General features: G+C 60.0%; 13 protein-coding genes. 5 read left to right on the top strand and 8 right to left on the bottom strand.

Annotation, left to right across the window (positions count from 1 at the left end):
* Positions 1-8: 8 nt before the first annotated feature.
* Positions 9-2,438, bottom strand: a complete 2,430-nt coding sequence (locus tag GOB86_RS06725; protein ID WP_242012534.1) for a TonB-dependent receptor — start codon at positions 2,436-2,438, stop codon at positions 9-11.
* 345 nt (positions 2,439-2,783) lie between these two features.
* Here GOB86_RS06725 and GOB86_RS06720 point away from each other — a divergent pair, with 345 nt between their 5' ends.
* Genes GOB86_RS06720 through GOB86_RS06700 form a run of 5 tightly spaced genes read left to right on the top strand, consistent with a single transcriptional unit; the run spans position 2,784 to position 7,302 of the window.
* A complete protein-coding gene (locus GOB86_RS06720; protein ID WP_165991606.1) occupies positions 2,784-4,091 on the top strand; it encodes an allantoate amidohydrolase in 1,308 nt (435 codons plus the stop codon).
* Positions 4,088-5,314 (top strand): pyridoxal-phosphate-dependent aminotransferase family protein, encoded by a 1,227-nt coding sequence (locus tag GOB86_RS06715; protein WP_165991588.1) that lies wholly within the window; start codon positions 4,088-4,090, stop codon positions 5,312-5,314. Before GOB86_RS06720 ends, GOB86_RS06715 begins: the two co-directional genes overlap by 4 nt.
* Before the next feature lie 33 nt (positions 5,315-5,347).
* Positions 5,348-5,752 carry an oxalurate catabolism protein HpxZ gene (hpxZ, locus tag GOB86_RS06710; RefSeq protein WP_165991587.1) on the top strand — a complete coding sequence of 135 codons (405 nt, stop codon included), beginning with the start codon at positions 5,348-5,350 and terminating at the stop codon, positions 5,750-5,752.
* A 15-nt stretch (positions 5,753-5,767) separates the two neighbouring features.
* Entirely contained in the window at positions 5,768-5,956 is a 189-nt protein-coding gene (locus GOB86_RS06705; RefSeq protein WP_165991586.1) for a DUF4089 domain-containing protein, read from the top strand.
* Entirely contained in the window at positions 5,953-7,302 is a 1,350-nt protein-coding gene (locus GOB86_RS06700; RefSeq protein WP_165991585.1) for an AtzE family amidohydrolase, read from the top strand. The genes GOB86_RS06705 and GOB86_RS06700 overlap by 4 nt, the downstream gene beginning before the upstream one ends.
* A 175-nt stretch (positions 7,303-7,477) precedes the next feature.
* Here the strand turns inward: GOB86_RS06700 and xdhC are convergent, their stop codons facing one another.
* The 7 genes from xdhC to puuE form a co-directional block, all read right to left on the bottom strand.
* Positions 7,478-8,341 (bottom strand): xanthine dehydrogenase accessory protein XdhC, encoded by an 864-nt coding sequence (gene xdhC / locus GOB86_RS06695; protein ID WP_165991584.1) that lies wholly within the window; start codon positions 8,339-8,341, stop codon positions 7,478-7,480.
* Positions 8,322-10,763: a xanthine dehydrogenase molybdopterin binding subunit gene (xdhB, locus tag GOB86_RS06690; RefSeq protein ID WP_165991583.1), complete on the bottom strand. Its 2,442-nt coding sequence runs from the start codon at positions 10,761-10,763 to the stop codon at positions 8,322-8,324. Before xdhB ends, xdhC begins: the two co-directional genes overlap by 20 nt.
* Positions 10,756-12,261 carry a xanthine dehydrogenase small subunit gene (xdhA, locus tag GOB86_RS06685; RefSeq protein WP_165991605.1) on the bottom strand — a complete coding sequence of 502 codons (1,506 nt, stop codon included), beginning with the start codon at positions 12,259-12,261 and terminating at the stop codon, positions 10,756-10,758. The genes xdhB and xdhA overlap by 8 nt, the downstream gene beginning before the upstream one ends.
* Positions 12,262-12,322: 61 nt before the next feature.
* The gene (locus tag GOB86_RS06680; protein WP_165991582.1) at positions 12,323-13,783 is read right to left on the bottom strand and encodes a nucleobase:cation symporter-2 family protein; all 1,461 of its coding nucleotides are present in this window, start codon (positions 13,781-13,783) and stop codon (positions 12,323-12,325) included.
* A gap of 3 nt (positions 13,784-13,786) precedes the next feature.
* A complete protein-coding gene (uraH, locus tag GOB86_RS06675; RefSeq protein WP_165991581.1) occupies positions 13,787-14,119 on the bottom strand; it encodes a hydroxyisourate hydrolase in 333 nt (110 codons plus the stop codon).
* Positions 14,116-14,649, bottom strand: coding sequence for a 2-oxo-4-hydroxy-4-carboxy-5-ureidoimidazoline decarboxylase (gene uraD / locus GOB86_RS06670; protein WP_165991580.1), 534 nt, complete (start codon positions 14,647-14,649; stop codon positions 14,116-14,118). The genes uraH and uraD overlap by 4 nt, the downstream gene beginning before the upstream one ends.
* A complete protein-coding gene (gene puuE / locus GOB86_RS06665; RefSeq protein WP_165991579.1) occupies positions 14,646-15,542 on the bottom strand; it encodes an allantoinase PuuE in 897 nt (298 codons plus the stop codon). Before puuE ends, uraD begins: the two co-directional genes overlap by 4 nt.
* Positions 15,543-15,556 lie beyond the last annotated feature (14 nt).

Here is a 15,556-nt window from a genome sequence, read left to right as displayed (position 1 = left end):
TTAACTGATCAGAAGGACGTGGAGACGGAACCTACCATGGTAAAGCGTGGTTCCACCATGAACGAGTTGCCGTAGCCTGTGCCTGCGCCATTACTGCCGCTCCATACCGAATGCGAGTTTCTATCACTCCCAGTATATACGGCCCCCATGGCACCAGTACGGACAATGGACCCTGTCAGGTTGGTAAAGTTCAGCTTGAACGTAGGCGATTTAAGAAAGCCGAATGGTTTGAAATGATACCCAAGCGAAAGCGTGTTGGTAACATACCCCGGAATACGCTGGTCATCGGCGATACTGACGGACTGCGGACCTGTGTAATGCACAGCACCGTTAGCAAAAAACCCTTTATAGGTATAGGTCAGACCAAAGTTAGCCATAACACGTGGCGCCATGATCGCCTGCGTGCCTTTGGAATGGATCATCGTGCTATTGTCGGGGTCCCATACATTGCTATCCTGCGTGGCATGCAAATACTCGACCGATGCATAGGGGCTGAAGCCATGGTAGGATGTGCCTGCAATCATGAAGTCAAACCCACGCATGGTCTGGCTACCAATAGACATGGGGCTAAAGCTGTTCATGCCCATATACTGGTCAACAATGCGGTTTTTCACATTGTAGTTGAACAGAGACATGTCAATCATGACGTATTTGTTGTGGAAGCGGTAGCCTAGCTCTTCCTTAACAGAATACTGGTTTTTCAGCATGGGCTTACTTGTGTACATCCACCCCATATCCGTAGCACTTGGCTGGCGGTAATCCCCTTCCGCGTTCACGTAAATCTGGTTGTTCTCGTTAATCTGGTAGCTGATGGACAACTGGGGCAGCGGCTCGGTCGTGTTATTGCGCTTACTATTGCTCGCACCCGGAAGCATATTTTTGCTGTCACCACTCCAGCTCTTGTTCCATGCGTTGGACATAACAAACTTGAACCCTGCGTTAATCAGCAGGCGGTCGTTCAGGTAACGCGACTGGTTTTGGATGAACAGGGAGTGCAGTTCATAGCCTGCGGTTTGCCCAAATACAGGACCATTAATGGTATTCCCCGACGCCGTGGGCCCAGAAGCCGCCCCACTCGCTGTAACGGTCGCCGTGGGGTAGGACTGAATGGTCTGGTTATTTTCGTACCAGTAGCCAAAGCTCAGGTGGTTATGGCGGTCAATATCATACCCCAGCTTGGCAACAGCACCGACCTGCCGGGCTTCGTTTTCCAAGAAGTAGCTGGTGAGGTTCGTGCCTGCAGCAACATTGGTACCAGTGCTGTTGTATACATATGAGTTAGTACCATCAGCCTGCCCACCGGGGGAAGCATCCCAACCCTGCCCGAAGCTGAAGTAGGGCTGGATGTCGAATGTCAGCTTTTTAGGCAGCACAATATGCACAGGAGCCGTCAGAAAAATCTGGTTCCAGTGGTCATTGTTGTTGCGCCAGTAGTTGACGTTTTTCGAATCGGCGGAGCGGCCGTAACCTTCGCCCGTGTGCTTGTATTTATAAAACTGATCCGCAGTCGGGTAGTTGTCGATCACGAAGTCTTCGGAGTTCCAGGACAGGAACAGGTGGGCGTTGGACCCATTTTCCCAATCCTTACGCACGCCAAAGTCAATGTGTTTGCGCTGGTTGGAACCAGCACCCATCCAGCTCCGGTCATGCGTATTGGAGAAGGAGAAATAGCCTTTGACCCCGGTCTTGCCGATCTCGCCCGATTCCAGACGAATGAACTCGCGCGAGAGGTTGTTGGTGCCATAGGAAAAATCGACCATACCGCCCATTTTGTCGGACGGCATATGGGTGCGCGAGTTCATGACCCCGCCTGCAGCGGACATAACCGGCAGGTCACGTGCAGCACTGCCGGGGGTTACGCTGACTTCGTCCAGATTTTCCGAATCAATATCTTCGGTCATGTATTTGGCAGCGGCTGCGGGGGCACCGTCCACCATAAGCGCCATATCAAGGTCCGTCAGCCCACGGGACTGAATGGAACCACCCTGCATACCCGATGCATCGGGGGTCATCACGTTCATGCTGGGCAGGTTCTTGACCAGATCCAGCGGCGTGGAGGTGGGGCTGCGCATGTTAATGTAGGCTTTGGTCACGGTCTGCACCGCGTGGGGGGCCACTTCCTGGCGCATCATGCCGCCACCGCCCGAACGGGCCGTGCGGTTGGATGCAACCGAAATTTCTTCCGCACCAGAAGCCTGAACCGAGGTGTTAGCAGGCTTGGCATGCGTGTGCGCGGCGGATGCTTTGGCCGAGCTATGCCCTGCCTTGCCAACAACTGGTGCTTTCGGGTCGGTCGTGGCGGCAGATGCCTGCCCCACTCCCTGAACACTGGCGCAAAAACCGGCAACACCGGCCAAACAGGTCAAGGTCGCAAGGCGCTGCCGATACGTCAGGGGCGAACCGACGGAACGACGCATGGGAAAAAATCGGGAAGGCATGGCGTAGTCTCCCAAAAGCAGAAGCTGGAGCAGGGGTGAAAGCGGCGGGTGCAGGCATTATTGCGGTGAGTTACCCCTTTGAGTGTGCCTAAGCGGGGGTGCGTTCCGAACTCTGCCCATAAACGATACGATTCCGATATATAATTGTGAGTTCCCTTTCTCACAAAATAAAAAAAAGCACTTTCTCATTGCTTTTTTCAGCACGGGGGCTGCGCTCAATTTTGCAACGCGAAATTGCCTTTTTTGCTTTTGGGAGAACGGACCAAACCCGTCTATGATTGACAGACCATCGCAGCCACTTCTGGCTCCCCCCGATCAGGCTTTTGCGCACCAAGGACGAAAAAAATCACCCCGACCCCGCCCTCCCCTAAAGGCCTGCCAGAGGCCACCAGAGCGGACTCCCGTCCGGTCAACCGGTGTGACCACCTTGGCGCACACCCGTTTTCGGACACGCAGGACGGTCTTTTTCGCGCATATCTGTCCGATGCCTACGCCGCCACCTGCAAACAGGTCGCCCAGTGGATGCACGAGGCAGGCATGACCACCCGCACGGATGGCGCAGGCAACCTGATCGGCCGGTACGAGGGACAAACGCCCGGCGCACCGGCACTCCTTATTGGCTCGCATCTGGATACCGTGCGTAACGCGGGTCGGTATGACGGCACATTGGGAGTTATGCTGGGCATAGAGGTGGTGGCCCATTTTGCCGCCCATGGCGAACGCCTGCCCTTTGCTATTGAGGTCATCGGTTTTGGGGATGAGGAAGGCTCGCGCTTTCCTGCCTCCATGCTGACCTCCCGCGCGGTGGCTGGCACGCTCGACGCACTGCCCCTTGATGCGGTGGACGCCAATGGTGCGACCTTGCATGAGGTGCTGCACAAGAACGGACTGGACCCCACACGCTATTTGGAAGCCGCCTACAGGCCCGAACAGGTTGTGGCCTATATGGAAGCCCACATAGAGCAAGGCCCCGTGCTGGAGGCCGCCAACCTGAGCGTTGGCGTGGTCAGCGCCATTGCCGCACAATACCGCTTTAAGGTGAGCATACAGGGGGTGGCGGGCCACGCAGGCACCATGCCCATGTCCCTGCGCAAGGATGCGCTGGCAGCGGCGGCAGAGGCTATGGTCGCCATCGAACGCATTGGTGCCGCCGGCCCCACGGACCTGGTGGCGACGGTTGGCCAGTTGCATGTAGGGCCGGGGGCCAGCAATGTTGTGCCCGGCCAGACCACCTTTAGTCTGGACATCCGCGCAGGCACGGAACTGGTGCGTGATCAGGCTGCCGCCGAAATTTGCGAGACCTTGCAAACCATTGCGGACAAACGCGGCGTGGGCCTGAGTATTGAACTCCAGAACGACCTGCCCGCCACCCCCTGCAACCCGGACCTGACCACGCAACTGGCCGCATCCGTAACCCACATGACCGGGCAGGCAGCACGCAAACTGGTCAGTGGCGCCGGCCATGACGCCATGGTCATGGCAGCGCTAACGCCGGTGTGCATGCTGTTCCTGCGCTGCCATCAGGGGATCAGCCACAACCCGGCAGAAGCCGTGCGGCATGATGACGTGCACACCGCCCTGCTGGTCATGCTTGATTTTATACGCACATTTGCCACGACCACGGCACACAAACCAACGGAGTTTTCTGCATGAGTTCCACTTTTTTCCGGCAGATTGACCCGCCCCAGCGGATGTTGATGGGCCCCGGCCCCATTAACGCGCACCCCCGTGTGCTGCGTGCCATGTCCGCCGACATGCTGGGCCAGTTCGACCCGGAAATGACAGAGTACATGAACGAAACCATGGCTCTGTACCGTCAGATTTTCATGACGCAGAACCAGTGGACCTTTCTGGTGGACGGCACGGCTCGCGCGGGTATTGAAGCAGCTCTGGTCTCCCTTGTGGAACCGGGCGATAAAATCCTGCTTGTGCGTGCGGGGCGTTTTGGCCTGCTGCTGTCCGAAATAGCGGAGCGCATTGGCGCACAGATTTGCGCGCTCGACCTGCCATGGGGCGAAGTGGCCACACTGGAGCAGATAGAAGACGCGCTTAAAACCCACAAACCCAAAGTGTTCGCCTGTATTCATGGTGACACCTCCACCACCATGGCCCAGCCGCTGGAAGGCGTGGGCGCACTTTGCCGCAAATATGGTGCGCTGTCCTATACAGATGTTACGGCAACGCTGGGTGGCATGGCCATCAACACAGATGGCTGGGGGATTGATGTGGTCTCCGGCGGATTGCAAAAATGCATGGGCGGGCCACCGGGATCTGCCCCCATTACCGTGTCCGACCGGGCAGCGGAACATATTATGGCCCGCCGCCACGTGGAGGCCGGAATCCGGGCCGAAGGGGCAACCAACGGCAACCGGGCGCGCATTTTGTCCAACTACTTCGATCTGGCCATGGTCATGGACTACTGGTCGGAAAAACGCCTCAACCACCATACAGAGGCCACAACCATGCTCTACGGTGCGCGCGAGGCAGCACGCATTGTGCTGGAGGAAGGGCTGGAAGCCCGTTTTGCCCGCCACGCGCAGGCCAGCGCCTGCCTGATTGCCGGGCTACGCGCCATGAACCTGCGCATTTTTGGCGATGACACACACCGCATGACCAACGTAACCGGCGTGTGGATTCCCGATGGTGTGGACGGCGAGGCCATACGCACCCGCATGCGTGATGATTTTGGCATAGAAATCGGCACCGCCTTCGGCCCGCTGGCCGGGCGCATCTGGCGCATTGGCACCATGGGGTACAACGCCGTCAAACATAAGGTTCTGCTGACCCTTGGCGCGCTGGAAGCCTGCCTTGCGGCACAGGGCCACCCCCTGCCCCGTGGCGCCGCCGTGGATGCCGCACTGGCGGAATGGCCATAACCCGTAGTCCACTGACAAAAGGACCGCACGCGCATGAAACTGGATGACGCCCGGACCATTCAGGCACTCACACACTGCTCGGACCAGTACGAACACGCACTGGCCGAGAACGATGTAACCGCACTGGACGTCCTGTTCTGGCAAGGGCCGCAGACCGTGCGCTACGGGGTGGGAGAAAACCTTTATGGCGCGGCCGAAATTGCCGCATTCCGCCGTAACCGCACGGGCGGTTCACCCCCACGCACCATGCTGCGCCGCACCATAACCCCCATTGGCACAGATGCGGGGGTTGTCAGTCTGGAGTTCCGCCGCATCGGCTCCACCCGCACGGGTCGGCAGATGCAAACATGGATCAACACCCCCAATGGCTGGAAAATTCTGGCGGCCCATGTGTCCATCATGGCCGAACAGCCAGAAACCGAACGGCCCACACTGTAAGGAACGGAGCATGCCATGACCACGCCTCCCTTCTCTGATGAGGTTCTTGTTGCCGCCCGCGCGCAGGCCATGGAGCTTGACCTCCCCCAGGCCTGCGTTGCCGGTGTTATTTCCAACACACACGTATTGCAAAACTATGCTGCCCTTGTAATGGATTTTGCACTCCCTGACACATGCGAACCAGCGGGGGATTACACGCCATGACCCGCTTTGCAAGTGCGCTGGGCATTGCGCAGGATATCCGTAGTGGCAAACGCAGTGCCGCCTCCATTATGCAGGCCGTGCTGAGCACCATAAACCAGCATGATGCCGCCATTCACAGCGTGACCCACCTGTTTGCGCAGCAGGCCATGGAACAGGCTCGCGCGGTGGATGCCAGACTGGCCCGCAAGGAAGCCCTGCCCCCGCTGGCGGGTGTGCCTTTTGGGGTCAAGGACCTGTTTGACATTCAGGGCCACGTAACCACCGCAGGGTCCATTGTGCTGCGCAATACGCCTCCCGCGGCACAGGATGCCGCCATTGTGGCCCGCCTGCGCACCGCCGGGGCCATTCCGGTGGCAACGCTGAACATGGACGAATTTGCCTACGGTTTTGCAACAGATAATGCCCATTACGGCATTACCCGCAACCCGCATGACACAAGCCGTATGGCCGGTGGGTCCTCCGGTGGGTCGGCGGCGGCTGTTGCCGCGGGTTTTCTGCCGCTCACGCTGGGGACAGATACAAACGGTTCCATCCGTGTGCCGGCATCGCTTTGCGGGGTATGGGGGCTAAAACCCACCATGGGCCGTCTGCCGCGTGAGGGCGCATACCCTTTTTCCGCCAGTCTGGATGTTGTGGGGCATTTTGCTGGCACACTGGATGACCTTATGGCCGCCTTCTACATTATGGCGGACAGCCCGGCCGAACCCGAACCCCAGAACCTGCGCGCGGCATGCCTTGGCGGCTGGTTTGCCCAAAATCTGAGCCCCGCCCTTGCCGCTGCCATAGGCCGGGTCTGCCAGCACCTTGGTCTTTCGGGCACGATAGAACTGCCACAAACACCAACGGCGCGGGCAGCCTCGTTCCTGATAACGGCGGCGGAGGGTGGCACGCTCCACCTGCCCCGCCTGCGCGCGGCAGCCGAGGAATACGACCCTGCAACCCGTGACCGGCTATTAGCGGGCGCCATGCTGCCCGCCAGCACCTATGTGCAGGCCCAGCGTTTCCGCCGCTGGTTCCGCCAGCAGGTGCATGCCATATTTGAACAGGTGGATGTGCTGATCGCCCCCGCCGTTATGTGCGAAGCCCCCCGGCTGGATGACCCGACCGTTATAGTGGATGGCAAACCCGCCTCCGCCCGCGCCAATCTGGGCCTGTACACCCAGCCGATCAGCCTGCCGGGTCTGCCTGTGCTCTGCCTACCACTCGACAACACCGGCACCCTGCCACTGGGCCTGCAACTGATTGCAGCACCCGGGCGGGAGGCTGCACTGTTCAGCCTTGCCCGCAAGCTTGAACAGGCAGGTCTTGCCGGTCGCTGCCCGCTGAACGCACAACAGGCGGCCTGATAAAAAACCATGTGCCGGGCAGGTATTTTGCCCGGCACATGCCCAGACCCCGCAGGGCCAAGTGTGCTGGCATTGGCTTTATTGCTGCATTATTTGTGGGGTTTAATCAGGCTTTACCGACAACCAGTCCACCCAACATATCCCTCAGCAGGCGTTACGCGCGCCAAGGAATACATCAGGCACTGGCACCAAGGCTGGGGGTAGCAAAACCCTGCTCCTGCTGCGCGGGGTGGAGCAGTTTTTCCACCACCTCGGCCGCCACCAGTGCGGCTATGATCTCTGGCCGTTTATCACGCACGCCCCGATCGCCTATGGGGCAAACCAAAGCGGCCAGTTGTTCTGACAGAACCCCTATTTCCAACAAAGACTTTTCAAACCGCAAACGTTTTGTGCGTGAGCCTATAAGCCCCACATAGGCCAGACCGGGATGCTGGAGTGCGGCCTCCACAATAAGCGCATCAAGCGTGTGCGATGGGGTCAGCACCAGCACACCAGCGCCCGGCGGGGCTGTTGCCAGCACATCCTCCCACGCGGAGGTCACGCAGGCTTCCACCCCATCTGGCACATTACCAAATTCATGCGCGCGCGGGTCCACCCAGACCAGCCGCAACGGCAGGGGGGCCAGTGCATAGGCCAGCGCCCGCCCCACATGCCCCGCCCCGAACAGGAACAGGCTTGGGCGCTCGGCGGCCTGCTGTGCAAGCTGCTGCTCAAGCTGGGCACATAAGGGGGGGGTCAGCACCTCCAGCCGCACGGCCACACGGCCACCGCAGCACTGGCTTACGTTTGTGCCCCCCAGCACAATCTGTTGCTCGCGCAGGGCCTCGCCCGAGTGGAGCATGGCGCGGGCATGCTGCTCACATGCCAGTTCCAGAGCGCCACCGCCAACCGTGCCCGCAACAACAGTGTGCCCTACCAGCATAAAAGCCCCTTCCTCACGCGGGGTGGAACCACGGGTTAGCGTTACGCGTGCCACCACAAGGGGCTGGGGGGCCTGCCGCCACTGGCGAAGCAGAATGTTAGGTGTGTACCTGCGCATGACCTACTCCACCTTTTGAGCGCAGGCGCTCGGCCACGCGCAAAATCTGTTCGGGCGTTGCCGGAGCGTTCAGCCCCGGGTAGGTACGGTAATCATCCACGCTGGCCAGCGCATCGGAAATAGCGTGCAATACGGCCAGACCATGCACAAAGGGGGGCTCACCCACCGCCTTGGAGCGGAAGATGGTCTCCTCCCTGTTGGGCAGGTTTTCCATGAGTTTGACATTAAAAATGCGCGGCCGGTCGGAGCAGGCGGGAATTTTGTAGGTGCTGGGCGCATGGGTGCGCAAACGGCCCGATGGATCCCAGAACAGTTCCTCCATGGTCAGCCAGCCCGCACCCTGCACAAACCCGCCCTCTATCTGCCCAATATCAATATCGGGGTTAAGGGAGAGCCCGGCATCGTGCAGAATATCCACCCGCTCCATGCGGTTTTCACCCGTCAGCAGGTCCACCACAACCTCCGCACAGGCAGCACCATAGGCAAAGTAATAAAATGGCCGACCACGCCCGGTCGCAGCATCCCACGAGATTTTGGGTGTTTTGTAAAACCCTGTGGAGGACAGGGAGATACGCGCCATATAGGCCGCATTGACCAGCGTTGCAAAAGGCACCAGCGTGTCCCCCACACCAACGCCCTCGGCTGTAAACCGCACCTGTTCGGGCAGCACCTGCCATTTGGTCGCGGCAAAGGTGATCAACCGGTCCTTGATGGTACGCACCGCAGCCAGCACGGCCATGCCGTTCAGGTCCGCACCGCTGGAGGCCGCCGTGGCAGACGTGTTGGGGACTTTGCCTGTGGTCGTGGCGGTAATACGCACCCGATCCTGCGGCAACCCGAATTCGCGCATGGCAATCTGCACCATTTTGGTGTGCAGGCCCTGCCCCATTTCCGTGCCGCCGTGGTTCACCTGCACCGAGCCATCAGTGTACACATGCACCAACGCTCCGGCCTGATTGAAATGCGTGGCCGTAAAGGAAATACCGAACTTGACCGGGGTTAACGCAATACCGCGCCGCATGTGCGGGCTTGTCTTGTTAAATTCCCTGATCTGTGCGCGGCGTTTTCTGTAATCACACTCCTGCGCCAGTTGGGTCATGACCTCCCCGGCAATGGAATCCTCCACAGTCATATGGTACGGGGTTATGTTGCGCTCGGTGATGCCATACACATTGCGCAGGCGCACATCCAGCGGGTCCAGCCCGGTGACAAAGGCAATTTCATCCATCACCCGTTCGGCTGCGGCTGCCCCCTGCGGGCCGCCAAACCCACGGAACGCGGTGTTGGACTGCGTGTTGGTGCGCAGCGGCATGGAACGCAGGCGCACATCGGGGTAGTAATAGGCGTTATCGGCATGGAACAGGGCGCGGTCAGTGACCGGGCCGGACAGGTCCGCTGACCAGCCACACCGCGCGGCCAGCTCCATATCCACCCCCAGAACATGGCCCTGCTCGTCAAAACCCACGTCATAATCAATTACAAAATCATGGCGCTTGCCGGTGATCATCATGTCGTCATCACGGTCAAGGCGGAGCTTGGCGGGGCGACCTGTGCGGGCGGCGGCAAGGGCTGCAAGGCAGGCCACAATGTTGGCCTGAGTTTCCTTCCCGCCAAAACCACCGCCCATGCGCCGCACTTCCACGGTCACAAGGTTGTTGGGGCAGCCCAGCACATGGGCCACCATATGCTGGGTTTCGGTCGGGTGCTGGGTGGAGGAACAGACGCGCATCTCCCCGTCCTCGCCCGGCCATGCAAGGGCGGCTTGCCCTTCCAGATAAAAATGCTCCTGCCCGCCAATGGCAAGCTGGCCCGCAAGCCTGCGGGGGGCGCTGGCCAGCGCCTGCACGGCGTTACCGCGTGTCATTTCCAGCGAGCGACAAACCAGAGCACTGCCCTGCGCACGGGCCTGCTCTATGTTCAGGACCGCTGGCAGGTCCGCATATTCCACCTTTGCCAGAACGGCTGCATGGCGGGCGGCGTGGCGGGTCTGGGCCACCACGGCAAACAGGGGCTGGCCGCAAAAAAACACATGGTCTTCGGCCAGCAGGGGTTCATCCCCCGCACCCACGGAGCTGATCTGGTTATGATGTGCAATGTCATGCGCCGTAAGCACACACACAACGCCGGGGTAAGCCTGAACAGCCCCCAGATCCATACTGAGAATGCGGGCATGGGCACGGCTGCTCAGGCCAAGGGCCACATGCACGGCATTGGGGGGGAGTGGCACGTCATCCACGTACCGGGCCTCGCCCGCTACGTGCAGATGGGCACTTTCATGCCGCAAGGAGGAGGACGCCCCCCCCGCCACAAGTGTGGGGCCATGTGGGGGCACGGCACCCGGCTGGGCTTGGGCTTGGGCTTGGGCTTGGGCTTGGGCTTGGGCTTGGGCTTGTTGTGCTACCGTTTTTTGTGGGTCAACCATGCGCCACCTCCTGCCAGTTCTCTAATGTTTGGGAGTTGGACGGGTTGCCTGTGGCCCCAGTATCAAACAGACGGGCCAGCAGGTTGGCAGCTACCGTTGCGCGGTACCATGCACTGGCGCGCATATCCGACAGAGGCGTAAAATCCTCCTTTATGGCGGCTTGAGCCGCAAGCAGTGTGGCCTGTGTACGTGCTTGCCCCACCAGTGCGGCCTCCGCCTTTTTGGCGCGGCACGGTATGCCCGCCATGCCGCCATAAGCCAGACGGGCCTGCTCTATGGTGCCATCCTCGGCCAGAAGCAGCACAAACGCCCCCAGCACGGCGGAAATATCCTGATCAAAGCGTTTGGAAACCTTATACACCCCGCACACACTGCCCTGAGCCAGAGGGGGAATAAGCACGCCTTCTATGAACTCCCCTGGGCGGATGTCCTGCTTGCCATATTCCAGAAAAAACGCTTCCAGCGGTACAACCCGGTGCTCTGGCCCGCAGCGCAGGTGCAACTGGGCACCTGCTGCCATAAAAATGGGCGGACCATCACCAATGGGCGAGGCATTGCCAATATTGCCGCAGACCGTTGCCGCGTTACGCACCTGTGTAGAGCCAATGCGCCGCAACGTATCCGCAGCAGCGGGCAGATGGGCGACCAGATGCGGCATGGCCTCGGTGTAGGTTACACCAGCGCCGATCCACAATGCGCCATCGGGGCGGGTATGGACCTTATGCAGATCCTGTGCCGTGCGCACGGCAATAATGTGGGGGAGTTGGCGCAACCTTTTGGTAACCCACAGCCCCACATCCGTACCACCCGCCACCAGAACAGCCGCCGGGTCCTGCGCGTAAGCGCTGGCCAGCGCGTCCACACTGGCGGGGAGCGTTACGCGCCCTTCGGGGCTGCGCAGTTCCACCGTTTTGCCGTCTTGCAGGCCACGCAGGCGCGCGGTCAGTTCTGGCGTACGCGCGCTTATGGGTTCGCCATGTTCGGCACAGTAGGCTGCGGCTTTTTTCATGGCACGCACAATGGGGGCATAGCCCGTGCAACGGCACAGGTTGCCTGCCAGTGCCTCGTTTATAATGCGTTCGCCATCCAGTGTGCCTTCAAGCTCCGCCAGATCCGCCCGCGTGGACAGCGCCACCATGGACATGACAAAACCGGGCGTGCAGAAACCGCATTGCGAACCATGTTCGTCCACCATGGCCTGCTGCACCGGGTGCAACTGACCATCGGCCCCGCGCACGTCCTCCACGGTTAAAAGCTGCGCGCCATCAAGCATCCATACCATGTGGATGCAGGCATTGACCGCGCGCCACACCAGAGCCCCCTGCTCCAGCCGCCCGACCAGCACGGTGCAGGCTCCGCAATCGCCCTCGTTACAGCCTTCCTTGGTGCCTGCGCGGTTTTGCTGGTCACGCAGCCAGTCCAGCAGGGTCATCTCTGGTGGCAAATTGGACAGGGTGTGGAGTGTATCCCCCACATAAAAGCTGATGTGCTGGCGCATTGTGCCCTCCCGTCTTATGTTTTTATGCGTATCAGGCACGATGTTTGCAAAATACTGCTGGTCAGTCGGTTTGGACATGGCCGATCTGGCCACTGGTGGCCTGTGGTTTGTCCTGCGTGCCAACCACGTTCCAGACCGGGGTTTCCAGTATGACCGCATCCTGCTCCACGGTCTGTTCCGTGGAGCACAGATTGCCAAAGTTGAACACCAGATGCAGCACAATGGCCGACAATGCGCCCAGCGTAATGCCACTGCCAAAAATAACCTGCATCCATGCGGGAAAGTGATCGGCAATATGCGGCTGGGCGGTAGCCAGCATGCTCAGCCCGATGCTGGTGCCCACAATAACCGTGTTGTTCAGATTATCAAAATCCACTTTGACAAGGGTCTGAATCCCCACCACGGCCACGGCGGCAAACATGGCCAGCGCGGCACCACCCAGCACCGGCAAAGGCACACTGGCAATAATGGCGGCAAGCTTGGGCAGGCAGCCAAGCCCCATCATAATAAACGCCGCCGCCACCACAACCCAGCGGCTGGTCACACGCGTAAGCCGGACAAGACCCACGTTCTCGGCAATGCAGGTGTAGGGGAAGGAGTTGAGCACCCCGCCAATAATGGTTGCCAGACCATCCGCGCGGATGGCCCGCGTAATATCAGCCGAGGTAATATCCTTTTTAACAATGGAGCCTGTGGCAAACACGTCACCCGTGGTTTCCAGCATGGTAATGATCATGACCACCAGCATGGACAACACAGGCACCACATGGAAGGTGGGCATACCAAAGTAAAAAGGCTGCGCAACCGTAACCCACGGGGCGGAAAGCACACCGCTAAAGCTGGCATCCCCCAAAAACCACGCGGTCAGCGTGCCAACCACCAGCCCGAACAGCACGGCAATACTGGCCACAAACCCCTTGAACATACGCTGGATGAACAGGATGGACACCAGCGTGCCCAGCCCATACGCCACGTTGCGCATGTTCACCGGGTTCTGCATAACCCCCGTGCCCTGCCCGTTAACAATATCGTTCGCAGCAACCGGCAACAGGGCCAGCCCGATAACCAGAATGACCGAGCCCGTAACAACGGGAGGGAAGAACTTGACCAGCCTGCCAAACCACGGAGCGGCCAGAAAGGTAAAAATCCCCCCCGCAATGACCGCGCCAAAAATCTGGGGCAGCCCCTGCACGCCCCCGCCAGCGGCCACGCCAATGGCAATCATGGGGGTTACGGCCACAAAGGTGACCCCCTGCAACAGCGGCAGCTTGACCCCGATGTAACGCCCAAGCCCCGCGGACTGGATGAAGGAGGCAATGCCGCAGGTAAACAGGTCAGCCTCGATCAGATGTTCAAGGGCTGCGCGGGGCAGGCCCATGGCACCTGCCAGCAGAACAGGCACAATAACGGCGGCTGCATAGAATGTGAGCACATGTTGCAGCCCATAGAACCCGAGCTTCCATGCCGGGAGCATCTGGTCCACGGGGTGAACGGCCTGTGGTGTTTTGCTGGCTGGTTGCATGGTTCAACTCCCCCTGTAGGTCGAGTACGCGTATGGGGCGACCAGCAGGGGCACATGCGCGTGCCCGCTGCCGCCAAGACCAAAACAGATTGGCACAATATTCAAAAAAGGTGGCTCGGCCAGCGGTGTACCCTGCTGGCGGAAATACGCGGCCACCTCAAACTCAAGGCAGTATGCGCCTGCTTCCAGCTCCAGCGCCTTCAGCTCCGGGCAGCGGCCATCCGCATCGGTCTGCCCCTCGAACAGAACGCCCGCAGCCCCACTCAGGCGCAACGCCACCCCCACCGCCGGACGACCGGAAACCGTGTTGAGAACGTGGGTTGAAAGAGAGCTCATGCCACCACCTTATCGTGCAGACGTAATGCGGCTATTGCGTCAATCTGGTGCAGGGCCTCGGCCAGTTCGGCCTCGGGCGTGCTGGCAAGCCGCCGCTCCATTGCCTGAGCAATAACCTGTTTGGCATGCCCGCCCACCTTGCGCACGCAAATAACAAACGGCATGCCGAATTTTTGCGTGTACGCATCATTCAGTGCGCGAAAATGCGTGTATTCCTCAGGCGTTAACCGGTCCAGACCCGCCCCGCCCTGCTCCTGTGCGGAGGCTTTGGTCAATCCCGGGTCCACCCCAAGGCGGTGCCCCAGTTCGGGGTGGGCGCGCACAAGGGCATACTGCTCGGCCTGCTGAGCACCACGCATAGCGGCGGAAAAAGCCCCGCACATGCCGCCAAGATCGGCAAAAGGGCGGCTCTTCGCAGCAATAGCCGCAACCCAGGGGGAATGCTCGTAAACACTGCCAAATGCCTCCACAAAGGCGGCATCGGGCATGGCGTTAACCTGCGCCAGAGTGAGCGTGCCAGACGTGGTCATGCCGGGTGCACCTTAAGCCAGTGCCGGGCAATATCGGCCCGGGTAGCGACCCACGCATCGGCATGGGCGGCCACATGCTCCAAAAAGCGGGCAACGGCCAGTGCGCGCGCGGGCTTGCCCGCCAGACGGCAATGCAGACCAATGGACATCATACGCCCGCCCTCACGGTAGAGCATGTCAAACGTATCACGCAGGTAATGGAAGAACTGCTCACCCTCGGTAAAACCGTTCAGGGCAGCAAACTTCATGTCATTCACATCCAGCGTGTAAGGCACAATCAGTTGGGATTTGCCGTAACGCTGGTCGTAATAGGGCAGGTCGTCGGCGTAGGAATCCGCGTCGTATAAAAACCCGCCTTCCTCCACCACCAACCGGGCGGTGTTGGGGCTGGTGCGGCCCTGATACCACCCCAAAGGAGGCGCGCCCGTTACCTGCGTGTGCAGGGCAATGGCCTCGCGCATATGGGCGCGCTCCACATCCTCTGGCACGTTCTGGTAATCTATCCAGCGCAGGCCGTGGGTTGCAATTTTCCACCCCGCTCCATTCATGGCGACAACCGCTGCGGGGTTGCGGGCCAGAGCCATGGCAACCCCAAAAACCGTAACCGGCACACCTGCTTTTGCAAACAGGCGGTAAAGCCGCCAGAACCCGGCACGACTACCATATTCATACAGACTTTCCATCTGCATGCAGCGCGCACCCACTATGGAACTGGTGCCCACCATTTCGGACAAAAAGGCCTCGGACCCGCGATCATTGTGGAGCACGCAGTTTTCCGCGCCCTCCTCGTAGTTAATAACAAACTGCACGGCAATGCGTGCGCCACCGGGCCACTGTGCATCTGGCGGGGTGGCGCCATAACCGATCATGTCACGCGGGTATGTCTGGTTCATTTTTGTCCCGTTTT

It is taken from the genome of Acetobacter lambici (assembly GCF_011516885.1).
Lineage (GTDB): Bacteria > Pseudomonadota > Alphaproteobacteria > Acetobacterales > Acetobacteraceae > Acetobacter > Acetobacter lambici.
This window is presented reverse-complemented; position numbering and strand designations above follow the sequence as displayed.